We start from the raw sequence: 19293 nt of genomic DNA on the forward strand, positions 1-19293 counted from the left end.
AATTTTAGTCATTTTTTTCATTATGATACCTTTCACAGTGAGGGTCAGTGTTGTTTTAATTAGTCACGTCTTTGTTTACGTGAAGGGTCGAGCAGAACTGCGATGACGATCAACGCACCTTTAATGATTTGTTGGTAATAAGAGGGGACACCCAACAAATCTAATCCATTGTTCATAACGCCGATAATTAGCACACCAAAGAAGGTGCCAACCAGTGTACCAACGCCACCAGACATACTGGTTCCACCAATAACGACGGCAGCGATAGCATCTAGTTCATAGGCTCCTCCGGCACTGGTTTGTGCAGAGCCAGTTCTTGCGGTAAGGATCAGCCCAGCAATACCCGCCAATGCACCACACAGGGTATAAACCAGCACTTTGACTTTGATGACACTAATACCGGATGTTCTTGCACTTTTAGGATTGCCACCAACCGCATAGACATAACGGCCAAATGTTGTTTTATTTAGCAATACCCAAGCGAGTGCAAAGATCACGATTAATATGACGACGGGCACGGGGATATCAAAGATATAACCATTACCTAACCATCTAAAGTCATTATTGAGTTGTGATACGGGGTTGCCGTCGGTAGTTAATAGGGTTAAGCCACGGGCAGCGGAGAGCATCCCCATGGTCACGATAAACGGTTGTAGGTTGAATTTTGCTAAAATAGTTCCATTAATGAGACCACAGATGATACCAATGCCTAATGCGATGATCATTGGCATCATAACGGCATTCGCGGTGTCGCCAATGGATAGGCCTGCATTTGTGGTTGCAAAACGCGCTGCTACAATACCGCTCAGAGCGAGGACTGAGCCAACCGATAAGTCAACCCCCGCGGTGATAATGACGAAGGTCATGCCAATCGCTAAGATACCGTTAATTGATATTTGGCGTAAGACAATCAACATATTGTCTTGACTAAGAAAATAGTTGTTAGTCCATTCGCCGCGCGCAACTTGCACTTCACCTATCACAGCAACAATTAGGCAAAGTACAAAGAAAGCCATGATAATGCCGTACTTGTGCATGTTTTTCTTATTGCGGGCTAAAAAGGACATCCCCGTTGTTGGCGTAGAGTAAGTACTATTCATAGTTTTTCTCTTTATTTTTTGAATAAAAACCAATGTGCTGAATTAAACAGCAAGTTTCATTAATTCTGTTTGAGTTGCTTCAGTTGCCGATAACTCACCAGCTAATTCACCATCACGGAATACAATAATGCGGTCGCTCATACCGATAATTTCTGACAGTTCAGAAGAAACCATGATGATCCCTTTGCCTTTTAAAGCGAACTCCGACATATAACGATAGATTTCTTTTTTGGCTCCCACATCGATTCCACGGGTTGGTTCATCGAGTAGCATCACTTCAGGGTCGAGAAGCGCCCAACGGCCTAAGACAACCTTTTGTTGGTTACCACCACTAAGATTTCCTGCAAGTTGATCGGCATCTGGTGTTTTAATGTTGAAGAGTTTGATCATGTCATCTGCACGAGCTTGCTCTTTCTTTTCATTGATAAAACTCGCTCGGCTAATATCAGAGAATGAAGCGATATTAATGTTTTCGTTAATTGAACGACCCAGCATTAACCCCGTTTCTTTCCTGTCTTCAGTGACATAAGCAATGCCCGCTTTAATGGCATCTTGAGGGGAGTGTTTCCCTAATTGGATGTCATTAATTTTAATGGTTCCCGATGAGGCGTGTTCAATACCAAAAATAAGATCAAGAAACTCACTACGGCCCGACCCAACCAGCCCATATATTCCAAGGATCTCGCCTTTTTTCAGGGTGAGGCTGATATTTTTTATTTTATTGAGCCAATTTAATTGTTCGACAGTTAAAATAGTTTCATTAGTTGGTTGGTTGAATTTGGCGAATTCATCTTTAAATTCGCCACCGATAATATGCTCAATTAATTGTTCGCGAGTAATATCGGCAATCGCCCCTTCAGTGATAAATGTGCCATCACGGAAAATCGAAAAAGTGTCCGCGATTTGGAATATCTCGGATAGGCGGTGGGAAACATAAATAATCCCTTTGCCTTTTTGAGCTAAACGCGTAATCACATCAAAGATTTTTTGCGCATCCTCTTCACCTATTGCGGATGTTGGTTCATCCATAATGATGATGTCAGCATTTGAGTGAGAAAGTGCTTTAGCAATTTCCACCAGTTGTTGTTCAGCAACGCTGAGATTGCGCACTTTTTCTGTTGGCGAAAGATCAAAATGTAGGTCAGCCATTAAATCTGCTGTCAGTTGATTCATTTTTTTGAAATCAACGAAACCGAGTTTTTTAGGCTCGCGACCTAACCAAATATTCTCTGCAATTGTCAGATCAGGAATCGAACTCAGTTCTTGTTGAACAATCGCTATACCGGCATTGAGTGCATCCTTTGGTTGATGAAAGTGACACCGTTTTCCTTTCACAAAAATGTCGCCTGAGTCAGGCTGAATGAACCCCATTAGGATACTTAAAAAGGTCGATTTACCCGCGCCATTGCCGCCACATAAAGCATGAATAGATCCTTTTTTCAGGCTAAATTGCGCATTTTTCAGCGCAACGACTGGCCCAAACGATTTTTTAACCCCAGTAATATGTAAAAGTTCATCCGCCTGAATGCCCGCTGAGTTTGTCATACAGCCACCTCTGGATATTCAGTTTGGAGTAACGAAAGATAGTCTTGATATAAAGCTTCATAGCGAGAAACTTTTTCACTATCAGGATTGACCAGCGTGCTCTCATCAAGGTGAACGAAACGCTGGCAAATTTTTGCTAATAATTCTGTTTTATTATCTTGCTCTGTTAAGGTGTCGCACCAAACAGCTTGAATAGCCGCTCCCAGTGCGGCAGCTTCGCTGTTAGTCACACAAATAACAGGGGAATTCATAATGTTCGCGACAATTTGACGCCATTTGGCACTTTTAGCCCCGCCACCAGTTAGGCGGATTTCGTTGGTTTGTATCCCTTGTTTACGGAATAAATCAATGCCAAAGCGCAAACCATAAGTGGCGCTTTCTACGACAGCAAGGCTCAAATTTTGTGCATTTAAATTATTACTATCAATATTATGGATGCTCGCCTTAGCGAGAGGCAGTTGAGGAACACGTTCGCCATTGAAAAATGGCAGTATTTGTAACCCATTAGCACCCGGCTCTGTTTGCTCTAAGGCCTGATTAAAACCATTAAGATCAAGATTCAAAAATTTTTGTATCGTCGTGGTGGCTGATGTGACATTCATTGTGCAAATCAAAGGCAGCCAACCATTGGTTGAAGAGCAGAAACCGGCAATCATTTCTGAATCGGCGACAACAGGTGTATTCGAATAGGTAAATAGTGTGCCAGAGGTACCTAAGCTCATGGTGATGATACCCGGTATAATATTACCAGTACCAATTGCAGCCATCATGTTGTCACCCCCGCCTGATGCCACTTTCGTTTGGCTCGAAATGCCAAGTTTATGGGCGATTTCAGGAAGTACGGTGCCAATGCAGGTTTCAGCAGTGACAAGTGGAGGTAAAGCTCGTTGTAGACGGCCTGAATCATCAATTAGATTGATGGTATGAACATCCCATTCACGGGTACGAATATTTAACAGGCCAGTACCAGATGCATCACCAAATTCAGCCACACGAACGCCCGTTAGCCAAAAATTGAGGTAATCATGTGGCAGTAATACCGTCTCTAACTGTTCCCAAAGTTCAGGGTGGTGAGTTTTCAACCATAAAATTTTAGAAATGGTATAACCTGTTTGAGGCATGAGTCCGAGTTGAGATAACGCACCGTCAGTGCCACCTAAAGCATCAATGATCTTTTGGTTTTCTGCCGTTGTTTCCGTATCACACCACAGTTTAACCGGTGCGATCACTTTGCCTTGGGCATCCAAAGGCACAAAACCATGTTGTTGGCCTGAAACGGCGATTGCGGCTATCTCTTTACCATCAATACTGGCATTATTGAGCGCTTGGTGAAACGCACTGACAAGTGCGTCTGTCCACCAAGAAGCATGCTGTTCACGGCGCCCAGATGCTTCGCTAATGAGTGGGTGAGGCGCAGAGCCTTCACCCAAAATTTGTGCGCTTTCGCTATCCACGATAACGACTTTGGTACTTTGTGTACCGCAATCGATCCCAGCATACAATGTCATGTATTACTCCATTTCCAGCACAATCTTAATATCGGTTGGACGGCCTTCAGCTGCACGCTCATAAGCCTCAACACTGTCTTTAAACTTATAAGTGGCTGACAACAAAGGTTTTACGTTGAGCTTACCGGAACTGAGTAGGCGGATAGTACGTGGGTACATGTTTGCGTAACGGAAAATGGTTTTAAACGTAATTTCTTTCGCTTGCGCTGAAACAATATCTAAAGGCGCAGGATCAATTGGCATACCAACTAATACGGCAGTTCCACCCGGTGCCATATGCTCAGTGATATTAGCGATCACCGCTTTCGCTCCGCTGCATTCGAATAAGACATTCACCCCATTACCTTCAGTGAGTTCATTAACTTTATCGGCGATAGCTTGAGTATCTTTGCTATTGATAGGGTGTAGGCCTGGATATTGTTTAGCGACTTCCAGTTTTTTATCGAAGAGGTCACAGATGATGACATCTGAACAGCCGCCAGCGAGTGCAGACAACGCGGTGATAATACCGATAGTTCCCGCACCAATAACGAGTGCGATATCACCGGGTTTGATTTCAGCTTTGGTCGCGGCTTGCATACCGATAGCGAGTGGTTCAACCATTGCGCCTTCAGCAAAAGAGACATTTTCAGGTAATTTAAAAGTGAACGCAGCGGGATGAATAACGCTCTCGCGTAGGCAACCATCAACAGGAGGAGTCGCCCAAAAGCGTACAGCGGGATCGAGGTTGTACAGGCCAGCGCGCGATTGCGTGGATTGTAAATTAGGAATACCGGGTTCCATACATACGCGATCGCCAACTTTTAGATGAGTGACATTTTTACCAACAGCGGTAATTACGCCGGATGCTTCATGGCCCAAAATCATTGGCTTTTCAACGACGAAGGGGCCGATACGACCATGTTGGTAGTAGTGAACATCACTACCGCAAATGCCTACGGTATGAATTTTAATTTCGACATCATCCTCTCCAAGGACTTCAGGACTTTGCCAATCTTGAATAGAAATTTTCCCTGCTTTTTCGAGTACTAATGCTTTCATGATTACCTCTGGCTCATTTTTATGGTATCGATATCATTTTTATGATGCGGATATTAGATCGAATTTTATTATTTTTATGTGACGCAGGTTATAGTTTCATTAAATGAGTGGCATTTTTGTAAACAAAAGCGGAAGAATAGGCTACCTGATCACATTTTTTGAGGGGGTGATGCCGTTATAATGTTATCGGTATCATTGAGGAGAGCAGAGCATGAATAAAGCACACTATCGGCAGCAAGTCGTTAATTTCCTAGAAAAAGCACATATCCGTCTCACAGAAGAAGAAAAAGCACGAATTGAGATCGCCAGTTTTGGATTACCAGACTATCCACGTTCAGGCTTACAACTGTTAACTTATTGTAATAGCGAACGTTATTGTGCTAAAGAGTTGGTGCTGTTTCCCCATCAGGTTTGCCCTGAGCATCGGCATCCACCGTTTGGCTCTTCAATGGGTAAGCAAGAAACTTTTCGTTGTCGGTGGGGGGAAGTATACCTATTTGTTGATGATGATTCGTTAACATTGAATAAAAATGAATCGGGGGAACCGATTTGCCCTAAACCAGAAGGTGATGAGCAGTGGTATCAGTGTGACCGCTTTATTTTACTCAAACCGGGAGAGCAGTATACGATAAAACCTAATACATTACATTGGTTTAAAGCTGGCAGTATGGGAGCGGTTGTTTCTGAGTTCTCAAGTGAAAGTCGTGATGAATTTGATATTTTTACCGACCCAAGAGTACGACGTTTAGAAGGGGTCGAATAATATTACGGTTTTGCATGACTGAAACGATTAAATGATACTATAATGGTACGAAATGATACTTAATTTAATAAGGAGATGAAATTGGCCGATCATAAGTCACAGAAAGTGACATTAGAAAATGTCGCAGCGCTTGCTAATGTCAGCAAAATCACCGCATCACGCGCTTTTTCTCAGCCAGATAAAGTTCATCCCGAGACGCTGAAAAGGATTTTAGAGGCGGCAGACAAAATCGGTTATGTCGTTAATGCCGTAGCGCGCAATTTACGTGCTAAGTCATCAAAAACGATTGGTATTGTTAGCCCCGATATGGGGAACCCATTTTTTGGTGGTTTAGCGAAGTTGATGACACAAGAAGCCTATCAAGTAGGGTACGACACATTGGTTTTTGATTCTTATGAGTCAAAGGAAAATGAGGCGCGTATCATTGAAAAGTTGATAGGCTATAATGTTGACGCCATCATTCTTTCTGTGGTTTCGTCTGATCGTTTTTATAAGCCCGATTATTTTCGGCAGCTTGAGCTGCTAAATATCCCTGTTATTTTAGTCGACCGAGAAGTTGATATTAAGCACTGTAGTGGTGTTTATATTGATAATTTAGACTGTGGTTTGCAAGCCGGGCGTTTTATACAGTCACAAGAGGCAAAAAGTGTTGTCATTGTTTCAGGACCCGAAGATTCTAATGTCGCACGGGATAGGGTGACAGGGCTTAAAGCTGCATTACAAGGAAGTGTCGATAAGGTTGAAATTTTATATGCAGATTTTCTGATGGATGAAGCTTATAAAGTGACGGATAGCTATCTACAAAAAAACAGTGCCCCTGATTTCTTTGTCGGCTGTAATAACCAGATTTCTTTGGGGATCATCAAGGCTTGTATTAAGCATCAAATTTCATTACGTGATGATGTTTCACTGTTTAGTATTGATGAGGTCTCTTATTCATCAATTTATGGTTTTAACTTCCCTTGTATCTCGCACGATTTGCAAGAAATCTCTTGGCAAGTGATTAACATGGCGGTGAGAAGGGCATCGGATGAAACAGCGAAGCCAGCAAAGGTTATTGTTAGAGGTAAACTCACCAATACGGTTTAGTCAATTTTCCTTTCATAGAATGGTGAAAATATTGTTGTTATCATAACTTAACGTGTCTGAATAAGACTATTATGGGTGATATTTCATGAGGAAATATCATTTTTATATCTCTATAGTGATACTTGCCAAGATAGACTAAAAGCCAATGTTTGGGGGCATTAGTGAGATGAAAGACCGTTATGACATCAAGTTTTCACTTTCTATTTCTGAAATACGAAAAATACAAAAGTATATAAAAGCAAACAAAGTGATAAGCGTGGCTAAACCCTATCATTGGGTCCTTAATATAGCCAATCTAAGCTTGTATAGTCTTGTCATCGGTTTATTATTCTTTTTTGCTATTGCATTATTGCTGTTGTTATCGACAGAGATAGACCCGAGTATGGCTCGCTTACAAAGAATGAGTGGCACAGCCCTAGCATTTATTGTCATAGCAGTGATGGCGCTCCTTCTTTCTAGTGTGTTAGAAAAATATTTTATGAAAAAATATGAACACAAAGAGCAAAACGATGAGACATATATTAGACATATTAAAATTAACCGTTATTTTATTGAGTTCATCCAAGATAACAGTATGTATAAGGTGTTATGGCCTCGAGTTAACAAGGTTGATGTGCAAGAAGATTTGGTATTTGTCCATGTTGGAGATAATGATTTTATTATTTTCCCTACACGAGTGTTTTCTTCACAAGAAGAGTTTCAGCAACTTTATTCGTTTATTAAAAAGCAAATCGAGCGACATACGGTGCCATAATAAGCTGTTAAGTGAAGAAAAGTGCACGATTGTTTCGCTTTTTGGTGGTTCAATGGCGTTATAATGTATCGGTATCTTTAATCGACTTTAATATAGGTTTTTATGGGCATAGAATACCGCAGTCTGCATACCAGCCAATTGACACTGAGTGAAAAAGAAGCGCTTTACGATTTATTAATTGAAGGTTTTGAAGGCGATTTTTCGCATGACGATTTCGCGCACACTTTAGGTGGAATGCACGTCATGGCTTTTGATCAACAAAAATTGGTTGGTCATGTTGCAATTATTCAACGCCATATGGCCCTAGATAATACGCCTATCTCTGTAGGGTATGTTGAAGCGATGGTAGTTGAACAAAGTTATCGTCGCCAAGGTATTGGGCGGCAATTGATGCTGCAAACCAATAAAATTATAGCTTCGTGTTATCAATTAGGGCTGCTGTCGGCTTCAGATGATGGACAAAAATTGTATCATTCGGTTGGATGGCAAATCTGGAAAGGTAAGTTGTTTGAATTGAAACAAGGGAGCTATATCCGTTCTATTGAAGAAGAAGGCGGAGTCATGGGCTGGAAAGCGGATGGTGAGGTTGATTTTACCGCTTCGCTTTACTGTGATTTTCGTGGCGGTGATCAGTGGTAATCAATATTGATAATATAGCGTTATTATTCTGGATTACTGTTAATAATATTTAGGTTAGTTTTCATTTTATTGATAAAAATAAAACCATTAAATGGTAATCCAGTTTGACAACAAAATTGTTATATATAGAATACAGGCTGATTTTTAGTCTAAGGACTCGTAAGCGTTTACGTTAATCAACGCATATAACTTGTCATGCAACAGTTATATGCTGTTGTGTTCGTCTTATTTGGAGTCTGCACGATGTCTTCACAAAATAAAAATACCCTTTTTGGAATACCTAAACTTCCCACCAGAGCACTGATCTTTTTGATCCCTTTTTTCTTGTCATTAGTGATGAGTGGTATTGTTTCTTTAATCAGTACAGTTAAAGCGTTAGGGTTGAATAGTGAAATGCTAGCACCTTGGTTAAGTTCTTGGATGTTATCATGGATAATTGCTTTTCCTACCGTACTGGTCGTTCTGCCACTAGCGAAAAGATTCTCTCTATTTTTTGTTAAGAGTTAAGTAATCGCCATCCTTATGATGGATGGCGTATTGGTATTATTAAGTTATCTGCGCTTCTTGTGGTAATGCTGGTTTTGGGTAAGCCAAATATCTTGTCAAAGGCTCAATTAATAAAGAATGTGTAGATAGAGATACACATAATTAAAGCCAAATCCAATATCAGAGCTTGTAACAAACTCATTGATAGCCACCAAATTCATACGAGATTAATGGTGGGTCGCTACAAATAAGGGCCATCAGCGACTGAATCCCTTATTTTCAATTCAGACGTAAAGATGTTTTCTTTTGAAAAATAGCCACCATCAAGCATTGAAATAGTGCGATGGATCGCCTCATTAATCATTGCACTTATGGGATCTTTAATGCTGGATAAAGTAGGTTTTAGGAAGGGGGCTAATGGAATATCATCGAAACCGATAACGGAAACGTGGTGTGGAACGGTTATACCTGCATCATCCAACGCTTTGATTGCACCAATGGCCATATCGTCATTACTGGCTAGAATAGCGGTGAAAGGCGTCGCTTGCTGCTGTAATTTTATTACGGCCTGAGTACCACAAGATGGTGTCCAGTGACCAGAAATAATTAGTGACTCATTAATATCAATACCATTGGCAGATAAGGCATCTTTATAACCAGACAGGCGTTCAATCGCGGTTGGCGAGTCCATTGAACCAGTGATAAAGGCAATTTCTTTATGCCCTCGGGAAATGAGATACTGTGTCGCATTAAAACTGGCGCCCCTATGATCGCAGACAACACAGTGACTGTGATTTTTTCTCAGTTTACGGTTCACAACCATAATCGGTTGGGTATGTTGATCAATGATTTCATCTATCTGGCTAATACTCAGAAAGCGTGAATAAACAATAATCGCATCACAACGCAATCCGAGCAAAAATTGAATCGCAGCATGCTCTTCCTCTGCACTGTGCTTTCCATCAACAAGGAGCAGTTGCCGGCCGTTGTCCTCTAGTTTTTTTGCTGCTTGTGACAGGATTTCATTAAAATAACTGCCCTGATAAAGATTATTGGTCACCACCAAACCAATGCAGGCGGATTTGCTGGTTGAAAGGTGACGCGCTAGTAAATTAGGACGATAGCCGGTTTCTTCAATGGCTTGATAGACCCGTACTTTGGTCTCCTCGCTGGTGTAGCCTTTTCCAGATAGTACTCGCGAAACTGTCGCTTTTGATACGTTTGCCCGTTTCGCTACTTCCTGCATTGTAGACATATCTTTATCCTGACAAATTGATATCAAAATCATTTTACACTTTTATATAGGGAGATGCAGAGGTCTATGTCACTACCAAAGCGGATCCCAGCCAAAACCCAATCCTATTACGTGAAAACTGTCACATAAAAACAATTAAAATAATAAACGTCTTGAACTACTTTCAAATATATTAAATATTATATGTAACCGGTTACCTATTTGTTGCCCAGTAATATAAACACTTAAGCAAAGATATTAAATATCTATTAATACATAGGGTTAGGTGCGTTTACAAAAAACCAGAATATGTATTCGTTACGGGTATAGCTGCATACCGCTGAATGAAAAGTGTGATTACAAGAGAGCATTTAATTATGTCAAAGAACTATGTGGCTGTTTCCCGTGCAATTGTTGATGCTATTGGCGGGAGTGAAAATATCACTGCTATTACTCACTGTATGACCCGTCTGCGGCTTGTATTGAAAAGCGATAAGCCTGTTGACCTTGCACGCTTAAAAAGTATCGATGGTGTGCTGGGTGTAGTGAAGATGGACTTACAGTATCAGATCATCATTGGTAATACAGTTTCAAAGGTTTATGAGCAAGTGATCAAGTTGCTACCAGAAGGAGCTGTGCAGGAAACTCAACTTATCGCTAAAAAAAGCTGGTCCTTTCGCCGTGTAGGAAGCGGTATTCTCGATGCTTTAATCAGCACGATGTCACCGCTGATCCCTGCGATTATTGGCGCGTCAATGGTAAAATTACTGGCCATGATCCTCGAGATGTCTGGTATTCTGACAAAAAGTTCCTCCACATTTATTTTGCTCAATGTCATTGGTGATGGGGCATTTTTCTTCTTACCGATTATGGTTGCCGCCTCTGCTGCACTGAAATTCAAAACCAATATGTCGCTCGCCATTGCTATTTCAGGGGTGTTGGTGCATCCAGCATTTATTGAATTAATGGCTAAAGCAGCGCAAGGTCAACCTGTCGATTTTATTGGAATTTCAATTACTCCAGTAAAATACACCTATACTGTGATCCCTGCATTATGCATGACTTGGATCCTCTCTTATATTGAAAAGTGGATTGATAAAATCACCCCTGCGGTTACAAAAAATTTCCTTAAACCGATGCTCATTGTGCTGATAGCTTCGCCGATTGCCATTATCCTGATTGGGCCGATGGGGGTCTGGATTGGGAGTGGCATTTCAGCGCTGGTTTACACTATTCATGACTATCTTGGTTGGTTATCTGTCGCCATTATGGGAGCTATTTGGCCACTGCTTGTCATGACGGGTATGCATCGAGTATTTACTCCAACCATTATTCAGACAATTGCTGAGACAGGAAAAGAAGGCATGGTGATGCCATCTGAAATTGGTGCCAACCTCTCATTGGGTGGCTCATCGCTGGCGGTTGCTTGGCGGACGAAAAACCCTGAATTACGTCAGACGGCACTTGCCGCTGCGGCCTCAGCGATTGTCGCCGGGATCACAGAGCCTGCACTGTATGGCGTAGTAATACGTCTTAAGAAACCTTTAATCGCTTGTTTAATCACTGGATTTTTCTGTGGTGCAATTGCTGGAATCGGTGGTTTAGCAAGTCACTCTATGGCCGCTCCGGGTCTATTCACCAGCGTACAGTTTTTTGATCCACAAAATCCGATGAGTATCGTTTGGGTATTTGGAGTCATGATCTTGTCGGTGGTAATGTCATTTATTGTGACACTGCTTCTTGGGTTTGAAGATATTCCTGTTGAAAAACAGGATGATAAACCAAAACAGGTAGCACAGGCTTTATCTCGTTCGTAACAAATAATTATCTGAGTGAATGAATAAACCAGGAGAAACACGTATGTCCACAGCAAAATTCCCCAAGAATTTCCTTTGGGGGGGAGCTATCTCAGCCAATCAAGCTGAGGGAGCATACCGTGAAAGTGGAAAAGGGCTGACCACGGTGGACATGATCCCTTATGGTAGTCATCGGATGCCGGTTAAACTGGGGTTGGAACAACGCTATAGCTTACGTAAGGATGAATATTACCCCAGTCACCAATCTATTGATTTTTATCATCACTATAAAGAAGACATCGCACTGTTCGCGGAAATGGGCTTTAGTGTGTTTAGAACGTCCATCGCATGGAGTCGGCTTTATCCTAATGGTGATGAGTTGGCGCCTAATGCTGAAGGCATTGCTTTCTATCGTGATCTGTTTAATGAGTGTAAGAAATACAATATTGAGCCACTCGTTACTTTATGCCACTTCGATGTTCCCATGCACTTGGTGACTGAGTATGGTTCATGGCGTAACCGAAAAATGGTGGATTTTTTTAGCCGCTACGCGCGAACCTGTTTCGAAGAGTTTAATGGCTTAGTAAAGTACTGGCTTACTTTCAATGAAATCAACATTATGCTGCACAGCCCTTTTTCTGCCGCAGGGCTTGTTTTCAAGGCTGATGAAGATCCTGAACAGGTTAAATATCAGGCGGCTCATCATGTGTTAGTGGCCAGCGCTTTAGCGACATGTATTGCGCATGAAGTTAATCCTGACAACCAAGTTGGCTGTATGTTAGCTGGAGGGGGATTTTATCCTTGGTCATGTCGTCCTGATGATGTATGGGCGGCACTGAATAAAGATCGCGAGAACCTCTTTTTCACGGATATACAGGTACGTGGATATTATCCAGCTTATGCAACTCGCTTATTTAAAGAGAAGAACATTTCGCTTGTTGTAGAGCCAGAAGATGAAGCGATTCTCACCAATACCGTCGATTTTGTCTCTTTTAGTTACTACACTTCCCGTTGCACTTCCGCAGAAATGAGCGAGCAGAATAGCAGCGAAGCCAACGTCGTTAAGTCCTTGAAAAACCCCTATATCAAGGTTAGTGATTGGGGATGGGGTATCGATCCCTTGGGCTTACGTATCACGATGAATATGATGTATGACCGTTATCAAAAACCACTTTTTTTAGTCGAAAATGGGTTCGGTGCAAAAGATGAAGTGACGGAAGACGGCGAAATTAATGATGATTATCGGATTAGCTACTTACGTAGCCATATTCGTGCTATGGCTGAGGCTATTGGGGATGGTATTCCGGTAATCGGCTACACAGCATGGTCTTGTATTGATTTGGTTGCTGCGTCCACTGGGGAATTAAGTAAACGCTATGGCTTTATTTATGTTGATCTTGACGATCAAGGTAGGGGAACACGTGAACGAAAGAAAAAAAAATCCTTCTACTGGTATCAAAAAGTCATCGCGAGTCATGGGGAGGATCTGGAATAACAGAATCCCCTAGTTCAGTGTTTAACTAGGGGCTATTAAAACGGTAAAAACGTTCTAGTGTAGCCAAAAAAGTCATTTATGACCGTTACAGAGAAATAGGGTAATTCATGATGGCCTCATTTCGGTGAATTACCTTGAAGCGATGGTTGTTGATCAAAGTTATCGTCGCCAAGGAATTGCGCGAGTTTGATTCTGTATACCCATGAAATCATGGAGGCATGTTACCAGCGAGGAATGTTATCCGCTTCAAAGGAAGGGAAAACGCTCTCTCATTCAGTTGGCTGGAAGGTAGAAAGCGGCATTGTTTGAACGACAACAGTCACTCTATTGAAGAAGTGGGTGGAGTAATGATGGGATGGTCAGTGAATGATAATATGATTGGCTAGTGTTTGCGGGTTATTCTAACTATTTCGTCAACAACCAAATAGCCATCCTTATTTAGGATGGCTATTTGAGTTAGCTCATTAATGACTGTGCTCCTGTTGCGGCAAGGCAGATGCCGGAAGCCCAAATATCTTGTCAAAGGCCCAATTAAAAAAGAATGTGTAGATAGGGATAAAAATAATTAAAGCAAAATCCAATATCAGAGCTTGTAACAAGCTAATTGATAGCCACCAAGCAATCAATGGAATTAGAAAGATCACCAAGGTTAATTGAAATAAAACCGCATGGGCAAACCGGCGGCGAAATGTGCGAATTCGGGATTTCTGTTTGGATTCCCAATATTCAAAAGCGACATTGAAAATAAAGTTCCAACTAACGGCGATAGTGGTTATTACCAAAGCCAATGGCCCAGTTGTACCCGCTGAATTCCCCGAAAGAAATGCGAGTGCTAATGATGAAATCACCCAGCCAATCACTTCATAGGCGGTGATAAAAACAATTTTACGCTTAATACCTTGCATGTTTTATCTCATTTACTGTGTCGTCAGGTCTGGTAAATTAAATCAAGATTGATGATAATAAAAGTCAGCTACTATCAATATTATTGAAAGGTTAGAGATGCCATTTAACAGTGATAATTTAATGATCTTTTTAACGGTATTAGAAAAAGGATCTTTTTCAGCAGCGGCAAGGGCATTACACCGTGTGCCGTCCGCGGTGAGTATGGCTATCGCCAATTTAGAGGCGGAGTTGGGCTTTTTGCTGTTTGAAAGGCATACAAGGGAGCCTAAACCAACCGAAAAAGCGCTGGCCTTAGCACCTTATGCACGTAATATTGTGGATAATCTATGGCAGTTGAATGTATTTTCTCGCGAGTTGACTCAAGGGGTAGAAAGTACGTTAACGATTGGAATTGCGGAAGGAATTAACCCTGATTTATTATTTGATGCGCTAAAAATATTGAGTCAGCGCTACCCATTAATGCATGTGGAATTAATGACCGCGCCTCAAGATGATATTTTACCTTTATTGCATCAAAATCATATTCAATTAGCCATTGCATTTGGTGGTATATCGGTCAATTCACAAGAGCAGTTTCACTGTATTGGCTATGAGTCTTTAGTCGCAACCATCTCATCAAAACATCCATCAATTGGGCATTCAGCTTCCTTATATATGGAAGATCTCGTGCAAACTCGTCAAATAATTATTACTAGTTTTCAGCATCAGCTCAGCGATATTCGTGCTGTAGTTGCGACTAATTATTGGCGAACAGATAATTTTTCAATGGCATTGGGATTAGTTGAAGCTGGAATGGGATGGGGAAATTTACCCCTCTCTTTAATTAAAGATAAATTACAGCAGGGTTCACTGAAACGATTAGAGTTTAAAAATACGCCGAATGGCTTAGAGCTACCGATACATATTGTTTGCTTGAAAGGTCAGGTGTTAAAGCGTGGTGCACAGGAATGTATTGAATTATTAAAGGCAAATAATCAATTAATGCAATCTTCCCGTGTTTGAAAACGGTTCTAATGTAGAGAATACTTTTATGTCACTAAACATTATTGGTTTATTCTTTTTAACGGCGCTAGCTGAGATTGCAGGTTGCTATTTCCCGTATTTATGGATGAAAAAGCAAGGTGGTGCATGGTTACTTTTGCCTGCTGCACTATGTTTAATGTTGTTTGTTTGGTTGCTGACGCTCCATCCTGAAGCAAGTGGGCGAATTTATGCAACATATGGGGGGATCTATATTGCAACTGCATTGATATGGTTGCGTATAGTCGATGGTGTATCATTAAACACAACGGACTGGGTGGGGGCTGTAGTAGTATTTATTGGTGCTGGTATTATTATTAGTGGTTGGAAATAGCGTTTAATTTTAAATTAATATAATTAGTTAACGCTTATTAATGAAAAGGGATTTTTGTTTTTAGTTGGATGATTATTTGAATTAAAGTAAAATTACGTATTCCTAAAGTTAAATTTAATAATAATGATAAATAGCGCGTTATTTGGTTTAAGTTTTATTTTTGTTTGGTCTTGTGGTTTTTATATTTTGATCTGAATTGTATTTTTGCAATTTATAAATTTATCGTTAATTGATCTGTATCAATATTTAAAATGGCTACTCTATTGGTAGTATATTTAATTGGAGATTAACTACTCAGTTAATATTAATTTACCTTTTATTTTCACATTCATTGATTTTAGGCAATATATAATTATCATACGCTGATATTCTGCGACCGACTTATACCCATTTTGTTTCAAGTTGCTTAGTGTTGGACTGCACCGATTAATTCGAGTTATAGAATTTATCTTTGTCTCGAAATAGCGTTGTTAGCCACCTATCGCATGCTTGGATTATTTAGGGTAATGACAATAAATATAAAGAGGGAAGCAATGAACGTCAGTCGCAGAAAGTTTTTTAAAATCTGTGCCGGCGGGATGGCAGGTACTACTGTAGCAGCGTTAGGTTTTATGCCAGCAACGGCAATGGCCAATGTACGTGAATATAAATTACTACGGTCTAAAGAGACTCGTAATACTTGTACTTACTGTTCTGTAGGGTGTGGATTATTAATCTATAGCATGGGCGATGGTGCCATGAATGCTAAATCCGCTATTTTCCATGTTGAAGGAGATCCTGATCATCCTGTTAACCGTGGAGCTTTATGTCCTAAAGGGGCGGGTCTACTTGATTACATCCATAGTGAAAATCGACTACGTTATCCTGAATATCGCGCACCAGGCTCTGATAAATGGCAGCGTATAAGTTGGGATGAAGCTTTCACCCGTATTGCTCGGTTAATGAAAGATGACCGAGACGCAAATTTCATCGAAAAAAATGAACAAGGAACAACGGTAAATCGTTGGTTATCGACAGGGATGCTTTGTGCATCTGCGGCGAGCAACGAAACCGGTATGTTAACTCAGAAATTTGCACGCTCCCTCGGGATGTTAGCGGTTGATAACCAAGCGCGTGTCTGACACGGACCAACGGTAGCAAGTCTTGCTCCAACATTTGGTCGCGGTGCGATGACCAACCACTGGGTTGATATCAAAAATGCTAATGTCGTCGTTGTGATGGGCGGAAATGCTGCGGAAGCACATCCTGTTGGATTCCGCTGGGCAATTGAAGCGAAAAATAACAACGATGCCACACTGATTGTCATTGATCCACGTTTTACGCGTACGGCATCAGTGGCTGATCACTATGTGCCTATTCGCTCAGGTACTGACATTACCTTCTTGTCTGGGGTACTACTGTATCTGATAGAAAATAACAAAATTAATAAAGAGTACGTACAACACTATACCAATGCGGCACTCTTGGTAAGGGATGATTTCAGCTTTGAAGATGGTCTATTTAGTGGTTATAACGCGGAAAAACGCGCTTATGATAAGACCACGTGGAACTATCAATTTGATGAAAATGGTCATGCGTTGCGTGATGACTCTTTACAACATCCTCGTTGTGTATGGAATTTGCTCAAACAGCACGTTTCTCGTTATACACCCGAAATCGTCGAACAAATTTGTGGTACACCAAAAGATGACTTTTTAAAAGTCTGCGAAATTTTGGCTTCAACCAGCGCTGCCGATAGAACAACAACGTTTTTATATGCGTTAGGTTGGACTCAACATACTGTTGGTGCACAAAATATTCGTACTATGGCGATGATCCAATTGCTGCTCGGCAATATGGGTATGGCTGGTGGTGGGGTGAATGCGCTGCGTGGTCACTCAAATATTCAAGGGCTGACGGATCTCGGTTTGTTATCAACAAGTCTACCGGGATATCTCACTTTGCCTTCTGAAAAAATGGTGACAGTAGATAGCTATTTAGCTGCTAATACACCAAAAGCAACGTTGCCAAATCAGGTTAACTATTGGAGTAACTATCCAAAATTCTTTGTCAGTTTGATGAAGTCTTTCTATGGTGATGCTGCGCAAAAAGATAATCAATGGGGCTATGATTGGTTGCCAAAATGGGATCAGGCTTATGATGTCATGAAGTATTTTGACATGATGAGTAAAGATCAAGTTAATGGCTATATTTGCCAAGGTTTTAACCCTGTTGCATCGTTCCCGGACAAGAACAAAGTAGTTAGCTGCTTAAGTAAATTGAAGTACTTAGTTATTGTTGACCCTTTGGTGACGGAAACGGCTAATTTCTGGCAAAACCATGGTGAGATGAATGACGTTGATACGGCATCTATCCAAACTGAAGTGTTCCGTTTGCCATCAACCTGTTTCGCCGAAGAAGATGGTTCGATTGCTAACTCAGGCCGTTGGTTGCAATGGCACTGGAAGGCAGCAGACGCACCGGGTGAAGCACGTAATGACGGCCAGATCTTAACCGGTATTTTATATAAAATCCGCGAGCTTTATGAGCAAGAAGGCGGGAAAGGTCGTGATCAATTAATGCAGATGCGTTGGGATTACAAACGCCAATTCCATCCTGAATCAGAAGAAGTTGCGAAAGAGAACAATGGCGTTGCATTGGTCGATTTGTATGATGCTGACGGTAATTTGCAAGCCAAAAAAGGTGAACTGCTTAGCTCGTTCGCGCTGTTACGCGATGACGGCTCTACGGCCTCGTCTTGCTGGATTTATACTGGTTGCTGGACCGAAAAAGGGAACCAGATGGCAAACCGTGATAACAGTGACCCATCAGGACTCGGAAATACATTAGGTTGGGCGTGGGCATGGCCATTGAATCGCCGCGTGATTTATAACCGTGCATCTTGTGATACACAAGGTAAGCCATGGGATAAAAAACGGATGTTGATCGAGTGGAATGGGAAAAAATGGGTCGGTAATGATATTCCTGACTTTAATGCTTCGGCACCTGAAGTCGGTACTGGGCCATTTATCATGCAACCTGAAGGCTTAGGCCGTCTATTTGCAATTGATAAAATGGCGGAAGGGCCATTCCCTGAACATTATGAGCCGTTTGAAACCCCATTAGGTACGAACCCGCTACATCCAAATGTCGTTTCTAACCCAGCGGCACGTATTTTTGAGGACGATAAAAAGCGCCTTGGAAACCATGAGCAGTTCCCTTATGTCGGAACGACTTACCGCTTAACGGAGCATTTCCATACGTGGACGAAGCATGCGCGTTTAAATGCGATTGTGCAGCCTGAACAATTCGTTGAGATCAGTGAAACCTTGGCGAAGGCAAAAGGTATTGCAAATGGCGATAGAGTCAAAGTGAGCAGTCAACGTGGCTTCATTAAAGCAGTAGCCGTTGTGACACAGCGCTTACAAACGTTGATGGTCGATGGTAAACCGATAGAAACGGTTGGGGTACCGATCCACTGGGGCTTTGAAGGTGCAACGCAAAAAGGCTTCATTACGAATACGTTAACACCATCCGTTGGTGACGCAAACTCTCAGACACCTGAGTATAAAGCGTTTTTGGTTAATATAGAGAAGGCGTAAGG

16 protein-coding genes are annotated in these 19293 nt (G+C 41.5%); 10 read left to right on the forward strand and 6 right to left on the reverse strand.

The window, feature by feature from the left end:
• Positions 1 to 59: 59 nt before the first annotated feature.
• The 4 genes from PSE69_RS06235 to PSE69_RS06250 are packed head-to-tail and all read right to left on the reverse strand — an operon-like array spanning position 60 to position 5194.
• Positions 60 to 1100, reverse strand: a complete 1041-nt coding sequence (locus tag PSE69_RS06235) for an ABC transporter permease (RefSeq protein WP_036943664.1) — start codon at positions 1098 to 1100, stop codon at positions 60 to 62.
• A 42-nt stretch (positions 1101 to 1142) separates the two neighbouring features.
• Positions 1143 to 2645 (reverse strand): sugar ABC transporter ATP-binding protein, encoded by a 1503-nt coding sequence (locus tag PSE69_RS06240; RefSeq protein WP_121874524.1) that lies wholly within the window; start codon positions 2643 to 2645, stop codon positions 1143 to 1145.
• Complete coding sequence (gene xylB / locus PSE69_RS06245; protein ID WP_004918297.1) at positions 2642 to 4153, reverse strand: xylulokinase; 1512 nt, start codon at positions 4151 to 4153, stop codon at positions 2642 to 2644. Before xylB ends, PSE69_RS06240 begins: the two co-directional genes overlap by 4 nt.
• Positions 4154 to 4156: 3 nt before the next feature.
• Positions 4157 to 5194, reverse strand: a complete 1038-nt coding sequence (locus PSE69_RS06250) for an NAD(P)-dependent alcohol dehydrogenase (RefSeq protein WP_040132983.1) — start codon at positions 5192 to 5194, stop codon at positions 4157 to 4159.
• A 211-nt stretch (positions 5195 to 5405) separates the two neighbouring features.
• Between PSE69_RS06250 and PSE69_RS06255 the strand changes: the two genes are divergently transcribed.
• The 5 genes from PSE69_RS06255 to PSE69_RS06275 all read left to right on the forward strand — a co-directional run bounded on the left by PSE69_RS06255 (position 5406) and on the right by PSE69_RS06275 (position 8946).
• The gene (locus tag PSE69_RS06255) at positions 5406 to 5957 is read left to right on the forward strand and encodes a D-lyxose/D-mannose family sugar isomerase (RefSeq protein ID WP_004918301.1); all 552 of its coding nucleotides are present in this window, start codon (positions 5406 to 5408) and stop codon (positions 5955 to 5957) included.
• 75 nt (positions 5958 to 6032) lie between these two features.
• Positions 6033 to 7046 carry a LacI family DNA-binding transcriptional regulator gene (locus PSE69_RS06260; RefSeq protein ID WP_004918303.1) on the forward strand — a complete coding sequence of 338 codons (1014 nt, stop codon included), beginning with the start codon at positions 6033 to 6035 and terminating at the stop codon, positions 7044 to 7046.
• 166 nt (positions 7047 to 7212) lie between these two features.
• Positions 7213 to 7800 (forward strand): YcxB family protein, encoded by a 588-nt coding sequence (locus PSE69_RS06265; RefSeq protein ID WP_223854719.1) that lies wholly within the window; start codon positions 7213 to 7215, stop codon positions 7798 to 7800.
• 102 nt (positions 7801 to 7902) lie between these two features.
• Entirely contained in the window at positions 7903 to 8439 is a 537-nt protein-coding gene (gene aac(2')-Ia / locus PSE69_RS06270) for an aminoglycoside N-acetyltransferase AAC(2')-Ia (protein WP_004918308.1), read from the forward strand.
• Between the two features lie 243 nt (positions 8440 to 8682).
• Positions 8683 to 8946, forward strand: coding sequence for a DUF2798 domain-containing protein (locus PSE69_RS06275; RefSeq protein ID WP_014657992.1), 264 nt, complete (start codon positions 8683 to 8685; stop codon positions 8944 to 8946).
• A 220-nt stretch (positions 8947 to 9166) separates the two neighbouring features.
• Here the strand turns inward: PSE69_RS06275 and PSE69_RS06280 are convergent, their stop codons facing one another.
• Positions 9167 to 10180 carry a LacI family DNA-binding transcriptional regulator gene (locus PSE69_RS06280; RefSeq protein ID WP_121874522.1) on the reverse strand — a complete coding sequence of 338 codons (1014 nt, stop codon included), beginning with the start codon at positions 10178 to 10180 and terminating at the stop codon, positions 9167 to 9169.
• Positions 10181 to 10536: 356 nt separating this feature from the next.
• Between PSE69_RS06280 and ascF the strand changes: the two genes are divergently transcribed.
• Together ascF and PSE69_RS06290 are read left to right on the forward strand one after the other, a co-directional pair.
• Positions 10537 to 11976 (forward strand): PTS cellobiose/arbutin/salicin transporter subunit IIBC, encoded by a 1440-nt coding sequence (ascF, locus tag PSE69_RS06285; RefSeq protein WP_036943678.1) that lies wholly within the window; start codon positions 10537 to 10539, stop codon positions 11974 to 11976.
• 43 nt (positions 11977 to 12019) lie between these two features.
• Complete coding sequence (locus PSE69_RS06290; protein WP_121874521.1) at positions 12020 to 13450, forward strand: 6-phospho-beta-glucosidase; 1431 nt, start codon at positions 12020 to 12022, stop codon at positions 13448 to 13450.
• 464 nt (positions 13451 to 13914) lie between these two features.
• On the opposite strand, the gene PSE69_RS06295 is transcribed toward PSE69_RS06290, so the two are convergent.
• Positions 13915 to 14355 (reverse strand): PACE efflux transporter, encoded by a 441-nt coding sequence (locus tag PSE69_RS06295; RefSeq protein WP_004918323.1) that lies wholly within the window; start codon positions 14353 to 14355, stop codon positions 13915 to 13917.
• Between the two features lie 97 nt (positions 14356 to 14452).
• On the opposite strand from PSE69_RS06295, the gene PSE69_RS06300 reads away from it, so the two are divergent.
• From PSE69_RS06300 to fdnG, 3 genes are all read left to right on the forward strand, one after another.
• Positions 14453 to 15358 carry a LysR family transcriptional regulator gene (locus PSE69_RS06300; protein ID WP_004918324.1) on the forward strand — a complete coding sequence of 302 codons (906 nt, stop codon included), beginning with the start codon at positions 14453 to 14455 and terminating at the stop codon, positions 15356 to 15358.
• A 28-nt stretch (positions 15359 to 15386) separates the two neighbouring features.
• Positions 15387 to 15710 (forward strand): YnfA family protein, encoded by a 324-nt coding sequence (locus tag PSE69_RS06305; RefSeq protein WP_014657996.1) that lies wholly within the window; start codon positions 15387 to 15389, stop codon positions 15708 to 15710.
• 533 nt (positions 15711 to 16243) lie between these two features.
• The gene (gene fdnG, locus PSE69_RS06310) at positions 16244 to 19291 is read left to right on the forward strand and encodes a formate dehydrogenase-N subunit alpha (protein WP_102780659.1); all 3048 of its coding nucleotides are present in this window, start codon (positions 16244 to 16246) and stop codon (positions 19289 to 19291) included.
• Positions 19292 to 19293 lie beyond the last annotated feature (2 nt).

Source organism: Providencia sp. PROV122 (assembly GCF_028482365.1).
In the GTDB taxonomy this organism is placed as follows: Bacteria; Pseudomonadota; Gammaproteobacteria; order Enterobacterales; family Enterobacteriaceae; genus Providencia; species Providencia stuartii.

Coding starts and splice junctions, on each gene's coding strand:
- PSE69_RS06235 (WP_036943664.1), bottom strand. CDS start 1,100: ATGAATAGTACTTACTCTACGCCAACAACGGGGATGTCCTTTTTAGCC.
- PSE69_RS06240 (WP_121874524.1), bottom strand. CDS start 2,645: ATGACAAACTCAGCGGGCATTCAGGCGGATGAACTTTTACATATTACT.
- xylB (WP_004918297.1), bottom strand. CDS start 4,153: ATGACATTGTATGCTGGGATCGATTGCGGTACACAAAGTACCAAAGTC.
- PSE69_RS06250 (WP_040132983.1), bottom strand. CDS start 5,194: ATGAAAGCATTAGTACTCGAAAAAGCAGGGAAAATTTCTATTCAAGAT.
- PSE69_RS06255 (WP_004918301.1), top strand. CDS start 5,406: ATGAATAAAGCACACTATCGGCAGCAAGTCGTTAATTTCCTAGAAAAA.
- PSE69_RS06260 (WP_004918303.1), top strand. CDS start 6,033: ATGAAATTGGCCGATCATAAGTCACAGAAAGTGACATTAGAAAATGTC.
- PSE69_RS06265 (WP_223854719.1), top strand. CDS start 7,213: ATGAAAGACCGTTATGACATCAAGTTTTCACTTTCTATTTCTGAAATA.
- PSE69_RS06275 (WP_014657992.1), top strand. CDS start 8,683: ATGTCTTCACAAAATAAAAATACCCTTTTTGGAATACCTAAACTTCCC.
- PSE69_RS06280 (WP_121874522.1), bottom strand. CDS start 10,180: ATGTCTACAATGCAGGAAGTAGCGAAACGGGCAAACGTATCAAAAGCG.
- ascF (WP_036943678.1), top strand. CDS start 10,537: ATGTCAAAGAACTATGTGGCTGTTTCCCGTGCAATTGTTGATGCTATT.
- PSE69_RS06290 (WP_121874521.1), top strand. CDS start 12,020: ATGTCCACAGCAAAATTCCCCAAGAATTTCCTTTGGGGGGGAGCTATC.
- PSE69_RS06295 (WP_004918323.1), bottom strand. CDS start 14,355: ATGCAAGGTATTAAGCGTAAAATTGTTTTTATCACCGCCTATGAAGTG.
- PSE69_RS06300 (WP_004918324.1), top strand. CDS start 14,453: ATGCCATTTAACAGTGATAATTTAATGATCTTTTTAACGGTATTAGAA.
- PSE69_RS06305 (WP_014657996.1), top strand. CDS start 15,387: ATGTCACTAAACATTATTGGTTTATTCTTTTTAACGGCGCTAGCTGAG.